The sequence below is a fragment of the Escherichia sp. E4736 genome (assembly GCF_005781225.1).
In the GTDB taxonomy this organism is placed as follows: domain Bacteria; phylum Pseudomonadota; class Gammaproteobacteria; order Enterobacterales; family Enterobacteriaceae; genus Escherichia.
In genome coordinates, this window is record NZ_VATT01000035.1 from 46,902 (window position 1) to 60,655 (window position 13,754).

Here is a 13,754-nt window from a genome sequence, read left to right on the forward strand (position 1 = left end):
TAATAACCGGCCAGTAGCACTGACCGGTCAGGGATTTACAGCCCGATTGCGCGGCGGTGCTGTTCCAGACGGTCGACGCCGTTCACCTTCTCGACCATGTTGACGGTGTCGATTTCGATGACGTCGCTACCATCAATCGTGAGGCGGTAGTAGGTGCAAACGGTCGACAGTTTGGTCGAGGTGTTTTCACCCTGCTTATTCTCGCCGCCGTCGATTTCTTTATGACGGCCACGCATGGCCACCTCGACCGCGATGATTTCGCCAGTGTCGTCGCGCTGGTAAGAGCCAGCAAAACGCAGCGGCACGGCGTCAGCACCCGGCGCGGCGTATTGCGCCCACAGCGCCACATCGGGCAGGCCACCGACAGACCATTCGACGGTTAACGCATCATCGTCGAGACCGAGGTCAATCGCCGCCGCGCCATTCATACCGCCGCCGCGATAGTTTTCGAGCTTGCGGGTCAGCTTCGGCAGCGTCACGGATTCAACAACGCCCATGTAGCTGAGGCCATCGTTGAACATGTTCAGATATTTGAGTTTGCGGGGTAGTGCCATGTAGTTTCAGGCTCCTTAGCTGTTGACCGATTCGGCCAGATTCACCAGATATTTATCGGTGATACGCTGTCGCAGGGTCAGGCTTTCCAGTGGTGGAACCGGCGTATAGTCGTAGTCGATATACAATTTCCCGGCCTTGAGGATTTCCTTGTCGTTCGATTCCTCGTCGAACCAGCATTCGCCGTCCACGATGTAGCCGTTAGATTTCAGTTCGCGGAATTTGGCGTTAATGCCGTCGACAATGTCACGAATGAGTGTCGGTGTAATGGGTTTGTCGACCGCCCACATGTGTGCCTCAGCCATCGTGTCAGCCAGCACCTGTGCGGTGCGGGTGTAGTTCTCAAACAGGAATAGCGGGTCATCAGAGCAGGTGCGGTTACCCCAGAAGCGGAAGCCATCCTTACGCACCAGTGTCGTGACCCCTGCCTCGTTGAGCAGATCAGCATCGGTGCCGGATGCCTGCAAATCCCAAAAAACTGATGCGCTGATGCCGGTAACACCCTGCACGCCGACGTTAGACAAAGTTTTGTGCCAGCCAACAGTCTTGTCGATGTAAGCACGCAGGCCGAGTGCGCGCGCAGTAGCGTAGGCCGTTGCGGTGGCGTTCGTGGTGGTGTCCCATGCAAGGAAATCAGGCCAGATGACCATCAGCTCACGCTGACTGAAATTCTCGCGATAGGCCATCGCTTCGGAAATGGTCTTACAGCCCCATGCGCTGACATAGCCAAACGCGCGCAGGTTGATACAGACCGAAGCAAGTGCGACTGCAACCTCTTTGGTATCGAGACCCGGCACGCCTAGAATGCGCGGCTTAACGCCGGTTACCGCTTCGGCAGTTAACAGCGCTTTTATACCGGTGTATTTACCGTTTTCATCCGTGCCGCCGATAATGTTAGAAATAGTCTGTGCTTCGGCGTCATCGCCAGAGCCTTCGGCAACGCGCACGACAACGGTGACAGGTTTTGACTGGTCGGCGATGGCCTGCAGGGACGCGGCCAGCGTGCCTTTTTTTCCGGCTTTCGCAATGGCGCTCTGCACATTGGTAATCAGTACCGGCTCGTTGAGGGGAAAGGTTGCCGCATCCGCATCGCTGGCCGTGCAGACCATGCCGATGATTGCGGTTGCAACAGTGGATATGACGCGGGTGCCGTCGTTAATCTCAAGCACCTGCACGCCGTGGTGAAAATCACTCATCCGGTTAACTCCGTGGTTAGTGGGCGAGTGTTATTGTCCTGGCTGGTCTAGTGAGGGGCTATTTGTCGGCGATGGCTAGGCGATGGCACATAAACAAATCATAAAAAAGACGGGCATCAGCCCGCCTGCATTACTCCGGTTTAACCGGCCACTCGATATCCGGTGCCGTGGAAGTGTCGACTGCGTTCAGCGCCTGAATGTATTTCATCCACGCAATGAGGCTTGCTTTGTCAGCATCCCCGATAATTCCAAGCTGCAGCTCCGTCTGCCAGAGACTAATAGTGTTTTTCGCCTTGGCCAGAAATTCGATTCTCTTCTTTTCTGCATCAGCAATCTGATCATCTTTTTGAGCGTCCTTATCGGTAATCCATGCGTTACCATTCCAGCGGTCATAAGGTGTTAATGGTTCGATTGTGGTCATACCCGGAGGATAATCACCTAGCTCGGTAATCTTAACAGGCTGGCCAGTTTCCATGTCATATGCTGTTTCGCCTCGGTGGTCTCTCACATACTCCCATTCGCCAAGACTGACCGTACGACACACAACAAAACCGTCTTTTTCTTCGACCGGCGCATCTATGCATGAGTTAGCCGGAATTCCGACACCCGCAGCCAGAAACTCTACTGAGGAAGCCAGATATTCACGGGTGTCACCGTGGTAGTTATAAACTGTCATGTCTCCGGCTTTTGTGGCAATGCCGTTCTTATTCAGTGTCGCTTTAGCCATCATGCAGCCCTCACAATATAATTAAACGCAATATTTCGTGGGCGGTTTTCTGCTGCCACGGGTACGCCCGCATTTGCAGCGTTAAAAAAAGCGAATTGGGCTAATGTCGTCGGATTTCCATCAATGCCTAAATTTACTATGTTCTGCGCCCCACCGATGGTGAATACCCCGTCAGCAACGCTATTCCCTACCATCGTAATAAATCCCAAACTACCCGTGATATTGCGGATTGCATCCCCTTGAGAACTGAGTAATGAACGTCCGCCATCAACGCCGCGCCCGTCATCCCAGCCGCGGAGAAATTCAGCACGCAAATCAGGCAATACTCCTGTCGGATAGACAACTGCCAGCTTTGGATATTTCACCTTATCAAAAGCTGCTCCATTGCATTTCAGCCAGCCGACCGGCAGCGTTGCCTGTGGCCACGGTAGCGGAAAGCCAACCGGAATATATTTATCAATATCCGCCGCTTTTAGGTACTGCGAATGTGGGTCGGCAGTAGCGAGATGTGTTGCCATCAGGTCATCAGCATAGGCTTTCACCTCGATAATCTTGTCGTCAACATACTGACGCGTTGCCAGCACGACCGATGGGTCGATTTTAAGGGTAATTGCCGATGTGTTCGACACAATCAGAATCATGCGAATGGTCTGCGTGCGGCCGCTTCCCTCCTGCAGTTGCGGCTTGTAGGTCTCCGGGCAGTTCGCTACGGCAATTAGAATACCGTCGTCATCGTAGAGACCAATCTCTCGGATCCAGAAACCGCCCTCATTCTCGGGAATAATCTGCTCCGCGATAATCTGGCTGGTATTGGCCGGGTCAACAGTCAGAAGGTTCAGCGGCGCAATGCGCTTCTGGTTAATGAGCTTTGTCTGCGCCGGGTCAGGGGTCGGCAGCGTACCATTCGCATCACCGACGGCCATTTGCGTCAGGTTGAGTCTGGTACCAAGTGCCGCCGCGTTCGCCAGCCGCGCCGCGCCCTGATTGGTCAGAATGGCAAAATATTTTGCGGTCATGCGTTCACTCTCAGGTTATCAATCAAATGGATGGCCGAGGCCGGGTAATATTCACCGCCGACGACAATCTCCTCGGGGGTGTAGGGGTAAACAGTCAGCGCTTCGCCGTGATAGCATCCCGCGCCGACATACAGTTCGCCGGTCGAGCTCAGACTGATAGCCAGCCCGGTCAGGTGGCGACTTGCCGGTTTGGCGTCTTCAATCAGGCGCTCAAGCTCCTGATACATTTCGTCAGTGATGCCGCTGTCGAGTACGCCAACAACGAGGCGGAATGTGCCTGGCTCCTCGTCGAGTTGCCACCACTCGCGCACTTCAATCAGAAAGCCGAGCGGCTCGACGACCCGACGCAATGCGCTGATGGTGCCTTTGTGCTGATGGACGAAAAACGAGGACGCGCAGACGCTGCGCTTTGTCGCCTCCGGCCACTTCTCATCCCACCTGTCGACCGATAGCGCCCACGCCAGATACGGCAGCAGGTTTACCGGGCAAGTACGCCAGTTCCACAGGGTGCGCAACGGTACCGGCACGCGCTGAATCTCAGAGAGTGCAGCAGCGGCGGCAACTTCCAGCGGCGACGAGCCAACGGGTAACAGCCGATCACTCATCCGAGCCCCCGGTAGTTATCTGGTACTCGGTGCAGTTCGACGCCTGCGACTTACTCAGCACAATGTCGGCCTGTGGTGATGCCAGTTCGACACGCTGCACTCCCTCAACATGCAGCGCTGCATAAATGGCTGACAGGCGAATATCTCGCCCGAGGCGGTGCTGCGCGCTGATGTAGCTCTGCAGCTTCTGCTCTGACGCCTGCCTGATGGGTTCAGATTCGGGGCCGGGGTAAACGTAGATCGTCGCGTCAATCTGGTACGGCACAATCTCGGCTGACTGGACGGTCACCCGGTCAGCCACCGGGCGCACATCTTCGGCGTTCAGAGCTTTATCAACAATCGCCAGTAGCTCAGGGCTGGCAGTGCCGTCACCCTCACGCGATAGCACGGTAATCGTCACGCAGGCTGGCGACGGGCTGGCGACCGAAACGTCAGCGACCCGCCCGTCGGCGCTGCGACCGTGATACTCATATGCACCGACCGGACCCGCCACGCTCAATCCCTCAAATGCCTGTTGCGTGCGCAGTCGCAGGTCGGTATCAGACTCCATAACGGCAGGTGTCGGCGGGATGGTGGTGTCATCCACCGGGGTGATGGTCAGGCGTTCGGTATTATTGTTTCCGGCTACGACGTCGAGGTCGTTACCGGCGGAGTAGGCCAGCGTCACCGCCTGCGCGGCTTCGTTCACCCGCTGACGCCAGATAACTTCACGGTAGGCGTTTTCCTGCAACAGCTTAACAATCGGCTCTGACTCAAGAGCGAGCGTCCGGGCAATGGCCTCCTGCTGGTCTTCGGGATAAAGCGAAATCAGCGTCGCGATGCGTTCCGCAAGGATGGTTTCATAGTCCAGTTCCTCAACCACGTCGGGAACGGGTAACTGACTCAGGTCAACGGTTGCCATAGTGATTTAACTCAGTGAAACAGTGGTTGAAACTGACGCACCTGTATCAGTGCGTATCCCGGTAATATCGACATACATCTCGCCAGCGTCGCCGGTCTCAAAGCTGATGGCGGTAAGCCTGATGCGCGGCTCCCACTTCTGGATAGCCGAATAGCACGCCACCATAATTTGCAGCCTGAGCGCCGGGTTTTGCGGCATATCAATCAGCGCCGACAGAAGCGAGCCATATTCACGACGCATCACCCGCGAGCCGACCGGCGTCAGCAGAATGTCGCGCATGCTCTGGCTGATATGCTCGGTATCGCTGATGCCGAGGCCGGTATTTCGGTTCATACCCTGATAACGCGCTGTCATATCGGCGCACCCGTTGTCCCGCCGCTGTCGCCGGGGTGTTTATGGAGGTGGAGTACCTTGCCATTAGACGACAGTGACCCGCCGGAATGTTCGACATTGCCTTTCATCGTGCCGCCCTTTTGCACCTCAAGCGTCGCCGTCGTCAGCTTATTGGTGCAAATCACCTCAGGGGTGTCGAGGGTGATACTGGTCGAGGCTTTCACCAGTACCAGCGGCACGGTTGCGGTGATGGACTTCGATGCCGTCACGTCGGCAGTTTTGATGCCGCTGACCGTCAGCGCGCCGGTCTCGGGTTCGTACTCAATGACCGCACCATCAGGGAAAACCACATGCCACGCATCCGCCGAGGCAGACGGGGCGGGGTTATCGTCGGAGAAAATACCCGGCAGCACGAAAGCAGTATCGAGCTCGCCACCGATTGCCAGCAGCAGAACCTGCTCACCGACCGAGGGAGCCCACCAAGTCCGCGAACGACCGGCGCGGGTGGTCAGCCAGTTCAGCCATGTAGTCTGGATCCCGCCGCTTTGTACGCGGCACAGCCCCTGCACGGTATCAACCTCAGTCACCACACCTGAGCGGATGAGGTTGCGAATCGCGCGCGCGAGCTCCTGTATCGTGGATAACGTATTCATAGTGCAAGGATGCCTCTGGTCTGGAGTCGCGCCAATTCGCGCGGCTCCGGTGGTGGTTCACACAATATTTATTTGCCGAGGTGCCTGATAATGACGTCTTCAATCATCTGCTCATCGTCGCGGGTGAAACCGAGTAACGGGCGCGCCTCGTACTGCACATCCCGGCTGTTGCGGTTTGGTCTGTCTTTGAGCCCGTACTGATGCACCCGCGCCATGCGCTGCACCTTGCCGGTAAACTCCACCACCGCCGCACTGTCGCTGCCTTTGGCTTTCATAAAGCGACTGGTGCGCAGTTTGGCGAACATTTCACGTTTAATCCGACCTTTCTTGCTCCGCACCGGCTGGCGCTTTCGTGCCGCATACGGGGTGCCGTCGGGTGCCTGCTGGCGCTTGATGCGCTGTTGCTGACTGGTACGCAACTTTTTCGCAATCTCAGCCGCCATTTGCCGACGCGCCGCCGGTGACAGGCTGGCAATCAGACCGGCAAGACGTTCCTGCAGTGCGGTTAACTCACTCATCCCACTTACTCACCAGTTCGCCGTTAACGTACAGCCCGACCGGGCGCGCCACCGGCTCTGGCAGCGGCGGTTCAGGGGCATAGCTGACATGCAGCGCACCGTCGACCTCTTTGACGAGCGTGCGCTCGGTGAGTCTCAGGCTGATACTGATATCGAGCGAATCGTCGTTATTGATATCAATCATCCAGGTGAATCCTTTCTCACGCCCGTCGTTGGTGGTCATAATGTCCGGCTGATGTTCACGCAGCCACGCCTGCACTGGCACGAATATCAAATCGAGGTCGCCGGTGAAGTCGGTCACCACCACGTTAAGCACATACACCTTTTCGAACGACAGCGAGCTCGCCAGCCGGGAATCGGTATGGCCGTTGTCAGCAAACAGGCGCAGCATATCGGGGTTATTCCTGAGCTGCGGCACGGCGTTAATCAGCGCTTTGCGCAGGCTTTTGTGCTTCTGCATCGAGTTCATCCTGACAGTGTTTGACGGTTTTGACCTGCAGCGCGCAGGCGGTCAGCGCGCCCTCAAGACGGCGGATATCCGCGCTCAGGTCGCCATTGGTTTTCGGGTCACTTCCCGGCATCGGGCAAAGGCTCACCCTCGGGCATCCGTTGACCACAATCACCGGCACTGGCGCAGGCGGTGCGGGTGTGCAGCCGACGCACAACGTCAGGCAGAGCAGCGTTATACCAGCGGCGAAAGGCTTCATTTTCATTAAGTAACCTCGTTATTGTCTGCTCACGGCGGCTGGCTTCCTCGCTGGCCTTTGCGAGCTGTTCACGCAGTGCCACCTGCGCAGATTCATTACGTCTGGCAAGCTGTCCGGCAACACTGAGCTGATTTTTCAGCATGCCAATCGTCGTCTTTTGTTCGCTCGCGACGCGGTTTGCTGTCTCAAAGGAGCGGGATAAATTGCCGTTCTCATGGCGCAACCACAACATCCCGAGCACAGCCAGCACCAGAAGTGTAATCAGGATTTTCATGCCATTACCCCGCCAGCGGTGCGCCATACGGTGACCAGTTTGTCGAGGCTGTGCTCACGTTGGCCGTAACCGGCACCCGGTAACGACGCCCAGATATTGCGGCACCGTGAAATTGCCCGCTCAATACGCCCCGCCTTAATATCCTCAATGGCACCGCGCTCGCGGATTAACTGAATCGCAAGTTTGTCCTGCGACAACGGGCTGAAATCAGGCAATGCGAGTTGTTTCTGATAGTGCGGCCAGTAGAGATAAAGCTGCTGGTAACGCCCTGATGCCGTGGATTTTTCGCCGCGTCGATTAAACACTTTCGCTGGTCTGCCATGTGCGAAAGGGTGGTCGGTGTAGTCGGTGAAAATTTCCGGCTTGCCATCAAGGCCAGTGACAATGACGTCGTAACCACGATTTTTCGTCAGCGGATGCGTCGCCGTCCCTTCGGAATAGGCCAGCATGTCCAGAAACGCGGCGATATTCTGGTGAGTATTAATGACCGGCATCGCTATCCCCCTGTTGTGACTTAAAGCGGCGCTGAATGGCGATTTCCACCACCTGATAACCTGCAATGCCGAGCATGGATCCAATCCCACAAACGGCAGGCAGTGACATATCTGGAAACTGCACCAGAACAACACCGGCGACCATTGAAACAAAACCGCCGAGCAGCATGCGGCCGATAAACAGGCGCGGGGTAATGGGCTCACCACCCGCCAGCACTTTTCCGACAACAATCATCACGCCAATCACAAACAGTGACAGGACGCCTTTTTCCCCTTCTGTCATGGTTTACTCCCAAAGGTTGATAGTTTCTGTTACGGGTGACGATGCCACGTCGGGCAGGTCAATCGCCGTGCCATGCGGCAGAATGACGCCCAGCTCAGACACACCGGGATTAGCCTGCAGCACCGTCTCGACCACGCCCTCAGTGCGCCCGTAATACCGGGCGCAAAGCGCGTCGAGGGTGTCGCCCTGCATCGCGTAGACTTTCATCAGAGCTGACCCACGATGCAGCGCGGCTTGTCCTGCAGACGCGAGACCGACCAGCGCATATCCCGCCACAGGTCATCAATGGTGGTTTCGACGCTGTCGGCTTTTTTGTCACCCTTGCCCGTGGCCTCAACCCCGCGATAACGCTCATACAGGGTGGCTGTCGCCATCGCCGTCACGGCGCTGAGGTAGTGGAAAACTCGCACATTCTCGCCGTCGATTTCCTCGGCGTCAGGCACGTCGGCCAGTGTCTTAAACCCTGCGGCAATCTGGCGCAGCCGGTAGTCGTAAAGCTCCGCATTGGTTTCTGCCATGCCGGTCTTGATGGCGTTGCGCAGGCGCGCATCGGAAACCGTCTGCTCAAGGCGCATCAGTTCGCGCACCCGCTTCGGATCCACATCAGGGAAAAAGAACGTGTTTTTAATCACTGCGTCGCCCGTTTCCGGTGCGGGAATCACCACGCCCGGTATGTCCTGCGGTTCGTCGGGCTGATTCAGTATTACTGTTGTCATGACAACCTCATTAGGTTGGGCGGTGGACGCCGGTCGCCGTCAGGGGCAAAACCCGCTTTGACCGGCGTGCCGCCCGGCTCGGGGAGCGTTCAGTTAACCGGCGGTTTTTACCGCCTTTGGTGGACGCCCGCGCTTTGCCGCCGGTTTGTTGGCAGGTTTGCGCGTGCGCGGTTTAGTCGTTTTACGGGGTGCTGCCTCTGGCTTTGGCTTCAATGCGCGCTCCAGTCGCTCAATCTCTTTGCGCACACCGGCATTGCGGTCGAGCTGCATCGCGCGCTGAAACTGTGTCAGCGCTTCGGCGCTCTGACCGGCATCGCGCAGGGTCAGGCCGGTCACCTTATGCAGTCGAGCGCGCACCATATCGGGAACGTCAGCGCCGTCGGTCAGGCTGAGGGTGGTCAACAGTAATACGAGGTCGACAGGCTCACCGGCATCGCGCAGGCGCAGTGCCGCAAGCGCCACCTCCTCAACCAGCATGTAAGGCGTGGTGCGACGATGGTCTGAGGTGAGGCCGTATTTCAGCGCGTAGGGGGCAATTTCCAGCGCGCCAGCGATATCACCGGCATCGAGACGCCACAGCATGACGCTCATAACAATGTCATCCTGCGCACCACGACCATCAGCCAGCACACCGGCGACCCACGGCGCATAGAACGGCAGCAGCTCGCGCTTTTTCTCGGCTTTACGTTCGTTTGAACGGATGTTTTTTAACGTGCGGCGGTCATCGGCCAGCTTAACCAGCATCTGCTCATAGGCGGTTGCGTGGCGCAGCGGGGCTTTTTCCCGCTGCGCGGCTTGAGAGGCCGAGACCCGCATCATGTGACGCTGTGCGGGGCTCGTCATGGTTTAGGCTCCGCTTTCCGTTGCTGCAGGTGCGGTGAAATCGCCCAGGGTGATATTTTCCAGCAGGCACCCGGCGGCATACGCCTCGACCACATAGTCGATGTTCATCGACTCGTAGTTTTCCACACGGTCTTTTTTCGGGTTCTCATCAATGCTGCGGCGATGGCTCTCATCCATGAAGTAGACAGAGAGGTTTTCCAGCGTGGTCACGAATACCGCATTCGCCGGGAAATACGGCACACGCACGGCAGGCAGGTTGCCGATGCGCTTCTGGCTGATGATGATATCCGCCGCGAGCGACTCGGTGTTTTCCTGCTGCTTGTTCACCAGCGGGAAATATTTGTCGGCCAGCAGCTTACGGCCAACGATAGCAACGAGTTTCGGGTCATCCTGATAAATCTCGTCAATCAGGGTGTTGGTACCGTCCATCACCAGTGCGTCGAGGTTCTCATAGTCGCCATTCTTACCGACGCGAATCACGTCAGAAATAACGCTACCGCCCTCAGCGGTGATTTTGCTCATCACGCGCGCCGGGGCTTCGTTGCGGTACTTCTGCAGCCAGCCGACGGCCACATCCTGCAGCATCGGGTTTTTGCTGCGGTCTGAGGTGTCAGCACGGGTGGTACCGTTGAACCCGGCCATGATGAAATCGAGCGCCTGGCGCTGGACAATGGCGTCGCGAATACGGCGCTGGAAGTCCTGGAAACGCGCCCACAGGTCGAGGCGTTTATAGGTCAGGTGGAAGTCAAAGTTAATCTGGTTGCACTCGTACTTGTTGGACTCAAGCGCGGTGAAATCTGCGGTCTGGCGCTCCTTGTCACCTGATGTGTCGGTCGTGCTGGCGATGGTGCCGGTCACACCGACGCCGATTTTCTCGCCCTTCATTTCTGCGACCGGCAGAATGTTAATCATCTGCAGAAATGCGGATGACGCCTGCACGGTGTTCATCAGCGTTTGCGTGACGGACGGCTCAACGGTGAATTTCTTGCTGACATCATCAACGCTGATGCCGTTCAGTTTGGCGAGCTGGGTCAGATAGGCATTGAACTTAAAACGGGTTTCCTGACGCATAGTATTTCCTGTTTGAATTAATCGGTTAGTCACAGCATTGGGCGGGGTTACCGCCCGGTTTCGGTCTGCGGTTTATCAGCAGTCAGTCAGCAGCTCATCGCCACCACCGCCGCTGGCTTTCGTGCGTCGCGGCTGGCTGAAACTTTCTGTTTTGTCGAGGGTGGCTTTCAGGGCGGAAAATGCCTGGCTGGTTTCGTCAACCTTGCCGGTCAGCTCCTGTTTGAAGGAGGCAAACGCGGTTTCCATAGCGGAAAGGCGCTCGTCCTGTTTTGTCAGGTTGGTCTGCACATGTTCGCTGACGGTGGTCACCGCTTCATGCACATCATTCAGGCGCGCATCGTCGCTGACCTGCTTACGGCTGAAAATGGCTTTCACCTTATCGGCCAGGCTGTTGAGCACCGTGTCGGGAACGTCTTCAAATTCCAGCTCGGCCAGCGTGGCGGCGGAAAAGACGTTTTCAGGGTTGGCCTTAAAGCGCTGCAGCGGGTTGTGCTTCGCGTTGCGGCAGAATTCGAGGTATTCAGTGCCGAGGCTCGCCGGGTCATCGGTGACCGCAAGGCCGACGAGGTAGCATTTGCCGGTATTGGCAAAATTCGGCTGAATTTCCATTGAGGTGTAGACCTTCTGCAATTTTTTATTCATCGCAATCAGGTCATCGGTCGGGGTGATTCTGGCGAACAACGCCCATTTGCCGTTAAGCGCAGAATCGTCGTCAATTTTCTCGGCTTTCAGCTCAACCACATCGCCTAAACGTTTGAAGTCACCATCGGGGAAGAGACCGCGAATATGTTCAAGGTTAATGCGGCAACCGTAGACACGAGGGTCAAACGATTCGGCCATTTCCTGAATATCGTTACCGCTGATAATGCGGCCGTCGCAGGTGTCACCCTCGACGCCGATGCGAAAGAATTTTGAGACTTTTTTTGCCATTGTCAGGAGTCCTGAGGTTGGGGTTACTGGTCACCGCCAGTTTCCAGACTCAGGACACGCCAGACCACCAATGACGACTGGACAACCGCCCACACAACAGCACCTTAGCGAATCACTGACGGCCATTAAGTAGCCTTGCCCTGAATCCACTACGGCGAGGCATCAATGACCATTTCCACCGATACAACCTTGTTGCATGACCCGCGACGGCAGGCATCGCTGCTTTACTGGCAGGGCTTTTCCGTGCCACAGATTGCCGAAATGCTGCAGGTCAAGCGCCCGACCGTGCAGAGCTGGAAGCAGCGCGACGGCTGGGACGGTATCGCACCGATTTCCCGCGTCGAAAGCAGCCTTGAGGCGCGCCTGATTCATCTCATCGCCAAGCCGCAAAAGTCAGGCGGCGATTTCAAAGAAATTGACCTGCTCGGGCGGCAGATTGAGCGACTGGCGCGCGTTAACCGCTACAGCCAGACCGGCAACGAGGTCGACCTAAACCCCAATGTCGCCAACCGCAACAAAGGCGAGCGTAAAAAGCCGAAAAAGAACTTTTTCAGCGACGAGGCTATCGAGAAACTGGAGGAACTATTTTTCGACCAGTCTTTCGAGTACCAGTTGCAGTGGTACCGCGCAGGGCTGGCGCACCGTATTCGCGATATTCTCAAATCCCGCCAGATTGGCGCGACGTTCTATTTCTCCCGCGAGGCGCTGCTGCGCGCGCTCAAGACCGGCCACAACCAGATATTTTTGTCGGCCAGTAAAACGCAGGCTTACGTGTTCCGCGAGTACATCATCCAGTTTGCGCGGCTGGTCGACGTCGACCTGACCGGCGACCCGATTGTCATCGGCAACAACGGCGCAAAGCTGATTTTTCTCGGTACCAATTCCAACACCGCGCAGAGCCATAACGGCGACCTGTATGTCGATGAAATATTCTGGATCCCGAATTTTCAGAAGCTGCGCAAAGTCGCGTCGGGCATGGCCTCGCAGAAGCACCTGCGCTCAACCTACTTTTCGACACCGTCCACGCTGGCGCACGGCGCTTACCCCTTCTGGTCTGGTGAGCTGTTCAACAAGGGGCGCAGCCGTATTGCAGACCGCATCGAAATCGACATCAGTCACAACGCGCTCGCCGGTGGTCAGCTCTGCGACGATGGACAGTGGCGGCAGATTGTCACCATTGAGGACGCCCTTGCCGGTGGCTGTACCCTGTTCGACCTCGACCAGCTCAAACGCGAAAACAGTGATGAGGACTTTAAAAACCTGTTTATGTGCGAGTTTGTCGACGATAAAGCGTCGGTATTCCCGTTCGAGGAACTACAGCGCTGCATGGTCGACGTGATGGAAGAATGGGAGGACTTTGCCCCGTTCGCCGACCATCCTTTCGGCTCACGCCCGGTCTGGATTGGCTACGACCCGTCACATACTGGCGACTGTGCCGGGTGCGTCGTGCTCGCGCCGCCGGTGGTCTCGGGTGGCAAGTTCCGCATGCTGGAGCGTCATCAGTGGAAAGGCATGGACTTTGCCGCGCAGGCTGAGGGCATCCGCAAGCTGACCGAGAAATACAACGTCGAATACATCGGCATTGACGCAACCGGCCTCGGCCTCGGCGTTTTCCAGTTGGTGCGCTCATTCTACCCGGCGGCACGCGGCATCCGTTACACGCCTGAAATGAAAACCGCGATGGTGCTCAAGGCAAAAGACACTATTCGCCGTGGCTGTCTGGAGTATGACGCCGGGGCGACCGACGTCACGCAGTCGTTTATGTCCATCCGCAAAACCATGACCAGCAGCGGGCGCAGCGCCACCTATGAGGCCAGTCGCACCGAGGAAGCCAGTCACGCCGATATCGCATGGGCGACCATGCACGCCCTGTTAAACGAACCACTTTCCGCCGGTAGCGGCATGCAGCCTAAATCTATTCTGGAGTTCAACTAA

Annotated in this window: 20 protein-coding genes; 1 reads left to right on the top strand and 19 read right to left on the bottom strand. The window is 56.9% G+C overall.

Annotation, left to right across the window (positions count from 1 at the left end; genetic code table 11):
- Positions 1-35 precede the first annotated feature (35 nt).
- The 19 genes from FEK46_RS19485 to FEK46_RS19575 form a co-directional block, all read right to left on the bottom strand.
- On the bottom strand, positions 36-554 hold the full coding sequence (locus FEK46_RS19485; RefSeq protein ID WP_135491731.1) for a phage major tail tube protein: 519 nt from the start codon (positions 552-554) through the stop codon (positions 36-38).
- A gap of 15 nt (positions 555-569) precedes the next feature.
- A complete protein-coding gene (locus tag FEK46_RS19490; protein WP_135491730.1) occupies positions 570-1,748 on the bottom strand; it encodes a phage tail sheath protein in 1,179 nt (392 codons plus the stop codon).
- Between the two features lie 130 nt (positions 1,749-1,878).
- The gene (locus tag FEK46_RS19495; RefSeq protein WP_135491741.1) at positions 1,879-2,475 is read right to left on the bottom strand and encodes a tail fiber assembly protein; all 597 of its coding nucleotides are present in this window, start codon (positions 2,473-2,475) and stop codon (positions 1,879-1,881) included.
- Complete coding sequence (locus tag FEK46_RS19500) at positions 2,475-3,491, bottom strand: phage tail protein (protein WP_135491729.1); 1,017 nt, start codon at positions 3,489-3,491, stop codon at positions 2,475-2,477. The genes FEK46_RS19495 and FEK46_RS19500 overlap by 1 nt, the downstream gene beginning before the upstream one ends.
- On the bottom strand, positions 3,488-4,096 hold the full coding sequence (locus FEK46_RS19505) for a phage tail protein I (protein WP_135491728.1): 609 nt from the start codon (positions 4,094-4,096) through the stop codon (positions 3,488-3,490). Before FEK46_RS19505 ends, FEK46_RS19500 begins: the two co-directional genes overlap by 4 nt.
- Positions 4,089-4,997, bottom strand: a complete 909-nt coding sequence (locus FEK46_RS19510; RefSeq protein WP_135491727.1) for a baseplate assembly protein — start codon at positions 4,995-4,997, stop codon at positions 4,089-4,091. The genes FEK46_RS19505 and FEK46_RS19510 overlap by 8 nt, the downstream gene beginning before the upstream one ends.
- Positions 4,998-5,003: 6 nt before the next feature.
- On the bottom strand, positions 5,004-5,351 hold the full coding sequence (locus FEK46_RS19515) for a GPW/gp25 family protein (protein ID WP_135491726.1): 348 nt from the start codon (positions 5,349-5,351) through the stop codon (positions 5,004-5,006).
- Complete coding sequence (locus FEK46_RS19520) at positions 5,348-5,983, bottom strand: phage baseplate assembly protein V (RefSeq protein WP_135491725.1); 636 nt, start codon at positions 5,981-5,983, stop codon at positions 5,348-5,350. The genes FEK46_RS19515 and FEK46_RS19520 overlap by 4 nt, the downstream gene beginning before the upstream one ends.
- Positions 5,984-6,051: 68 nt before the next feature.
- Positions 6,052-6,501 carry a phage virion morphogenesis protein gene (locus FEK46_RS19525; protein WP_001293098.1) on the bottom strand — a complete coding sequence of 150 codons (450 nt, stop codon included), beginning with the start codon at positions 6,499-6,501 and terminating at the stop codon, positions 6,052-6,054.
- Positions 6,494-6,961 carry a phage tail protein gene (locus FEK46_RS19530; RefSeq protein WP_135491724.1) on the bottom strand — a complete coding sequence of 156 codons (468 nt, stop codon included), beginning with the start codon at positions 6,959-6,961 and terminating at the stop codon, positions 6,494-6,496. The genes FEK46_RS19525 and FEK46_RS19530 overlap by 8 nt, the downstream gene beginning before the upstream one ends.
- The gene (lysC, locus tag FEK46_RS19535) at positions 6,924-7,166 is read right to left on the bottom strand and encodes an Rz1-like lysis system protein LysC (RefSeq protein WP_236930590.1); all 243 of its coding nucleotides are present in this window, start codon (positions 7,164-7,166) and stop codon (positions 6,924-6,926) included. Before lysC ends, FEK46_RS19530 begins: the two co-directional genes overlap by 38 nt.
- Complete coding sequence (lysB, locus tag FEK46_RS19540) at positions 7,069-7,482, bottom strand: Rz-like lysis system protein LysB (protein ID WP_019842439.1); 414 nt, start codon at positions 7,480-7,482, stop codon at positions 7,069-7,071. The genes lysC and lysB overlap by 98 nt, the downstream gene beginning before the upstream one ends.
- The gene (locus tag FEK46_RS19545; protein ID WP_126347676.1) at positions 7,479-7,976 is read right to left on the bottom strand and encodes a glycoside hydrolase family 104 protein; all 498 of its coding nucleotides are present in this window, start codon (positions 7,974-7,976) and stop codon (positions 7,479-7,481) included. The genes lysB and FEK46_RS19545 overlap by 4 nt, the downstream gene beginning before the upstream one ends.
- On the bottom strand, positions 7,963-8,259 hold the full coding sequence (locus FEK46_RS19550) for a phage holin family protein (RefSeq protein WP_000134662.1): 297 nt from the start codon (positions 8,257-8,259) through the stop codon (positions 7,963-7,965). The genes FEK46_RS19545 and FEK46_RS19550 overlap by 14 nt, the downstream gene beginning before the upstream one ends.
- A 3-nt stretch (positions 8,260-8,262) precedes the next feature.
- Positions 8,263-8,466: a tail protein X gene (locus tag FEK46_RS19555; RefSeq protein ID WP_135491723.1), complete on the bottom strand. Its 204-nt coding sequence runs from the start codon at positions 8,464-8,466 to the stop codon at positions 8,263-8,265.
- Positions 8,466-8,975 (bottom strand): head completion/stabilization protein, encoded by a 510-nt coding sequence (locus tag FEK46_RS19560; RefSeq protein ID WP_135491722.1) that lies wholly within the window; start codon positions 8,973-8,975, stop codon positions 8,466-8,468. The genes FEK46_RS19555 and FEK46_RS19560 overlap by 1 nt, the downstream gene beginning before the upstream one ends.
- 93 nt (positions 8,976-9,068) lie before the next feature.
- Complete coding sequence (locus tag FEK46_RS19565; RefSeq protein WP_135491721.1) at positions 9,069-9,818, bottom strand: terminase endonuclease subunit; 750 nt, start codon at positions 9,816-9,818, stop codon at positions 9,069-9,071.
- A gap of 3 nt (positions 9,819-9,821) precedes the next feature.
- Entirely contained in the window at positions 9,822-10,889 is a 1,068-nt protein-coding gene (locus FEK46_RS19570) for a phage major capsid protein, P2 family (protein ID WP_135491720.1), read from the bottom strand.
- A 75-nt stretch (positions 10,890-10,964) separates the two neighbouring features.
- A complete protein-coding gene (locus tag FEK46_RS19575) occupies positions 10,965-11,819 on the bottom strand; it encodes a GPO family capsid scaffolding protein (RefSeq protein WP_135491719.1) in 855 nt (284 codons plus the stop codon).
- A 165-nt stretch (positions 11,820-11,984) separates the two neighbouring features.
- Here FEK46_RS19575 and FEK46_RS19580 point away from each other — a divergent pair, with 165 nt between their 5' ends.
- On the top strand, positions 11,985-13,754 hold the full coding sequence (locus tag FEK46_RS19580; RefSeq protein WP_135559306.1) for a terminase ATPase subunit family protein: 1,770 nt from the start codon (positions 11,985-11,987) through the stop codon (positions 13,752-13,754).

Excerpts from the sequence above, each read along its gene's own strand:
- FEK46_RS19485 (WP_135491731.1), bottom strand. The coding sequence starts at position 554 with ATGGCACTACCCCGCAAACTCAAATATCTGAACATGTTCAACGATGGC.
- FEK46_RS19490 (WP_135491730.1), bottom strand. The coding sequence starts at position 1,748 with ATGAGTGATTTTCACCACGGCGTGCAGGTGCTTGAGATTAACGACGGC.
- FEK46_RS19495 (WP_135491741.1), bottom strand. The coding sequence starts at position 2,475 with ATGGCTAAAGCGACACTGAATAAGAACGGCATTGCCACAAAAGCCGGA.
- FEK46_RS19500 (WP_135491729.1), bottom strand. The coding sequence starts at position 3,491 with ATGACCGCAAAATATTTTGCCATTCTGACCAATCAGGGCGCGGCGCGG.
- FEK46_RS19505 (WP_135491728.1), bottom strand. The coding sequence starts at position 4,096 with ATGAGTGATCGGCTGTTACCCGTTGGCTCGTCGCCGCTGGAAGTTGCC.
- FEK46_RS19510 (WP_135491727.1), bottom strand. The coding sequence starts at position 4,997 with ATGGCAACCGTTGACCTGAGTCAGTTACCCGTTCCCGACGTGGTTGAG.
- FEK46_RS19515 (WP_135491726.1), bottom strand. The coding sequence starts at position 5,351 with ATGACAGCGCGTTATCAGGGTATGAACCGAAATACCGGCCTCGGCATC.
- FEK46_RS19520 (WP_135491725.1), bottom strand. The coding sequence starts at position 5,983 with ATGAATACGTTATCCACGATACAGGAGCTCGCGCGCGCGATTCGCAAC.
- FEK46_RS19525 (WP_001293098.1), bottom strand. The coding sequence starts at position 6,501 with ATGAGTGAGTTAACCGCACTGCAGGAACGTCTTGCCGGTCTGATTGCC.
- FEK46_RS19530 (WP_135491724.1), bottom strand. The coding sequence starts at position 6,961 with ATGCAGAAGCACAAAAGCCTGCGCAAAGCGCTGATTAACGCCGTGCCG.
- lysB (WP_019842439.1), bottom strand. The coding sequence starts at position 7,482 with ATGAAAATCCTGATTACACTTCTGGTGCTGGCTGTGCTCGGGATGTTG.
- FEK46_RS19545 (WP_126347676.1), bottom strand. The coding sequence starts at position 7,976 with ATGCCGGTCATTAATACTCACCAGAATATCGCCGCGTTTCTGGACATG.
- FEK46_RS19550 (WP_000134662.1), bottom strand. The coding sequence starts at position 8,259 with ATGACAGAAGGGGAAAAAGGCGTCCTGTCACTGTTTGTGATTGGCGTG.
- FEK46_RS19555 (WP_135491723.1), bottom strand. The coding sequence starts at position 8,466 with ATGAAAGTCTACGCGATGCAGGGCGACACCCTCGACGCGCTTTGCGCC.
- FEK46_RS19560 (WP_135491722.1), bottom strand. The coding sequence starts at position 8,975 with ATGACAACAGTAATACTGAATCAGCCCGACGAACCGCAGGACATACCG.
- FEK46_RS19565 (WP_135491721.1), bottom strand. The coding sequence starts at position 9,818 with ATGACGAGCCCCGCACAGCGTCACATGATGCGGGTCTCGGCCTCTCAA.
- FEK46_RS19570 (WP_135491720.1), bottom strand. The coding sequence starts at position 10,889 with ATGCGTCAGGAAACCCGTTTTAAGTTCAATGCCTATCTGACCCAGCTC.
- FEK46_RS19575 (WP_135491719.1), bottom strand. The coding sequence starts at position 11,819 with ATGGCAAAAAAAGTCTCAAAATTCTTTCGCATCGGCGTCGAGGGTGAC.
- FEK46_RS19580 (WP_135559306.1), top strand. The coding sequence starts at position 11,985 with ATGACCATTTCCACCGATACAACCTTGTTGCATGACCCGCGACGGCAG.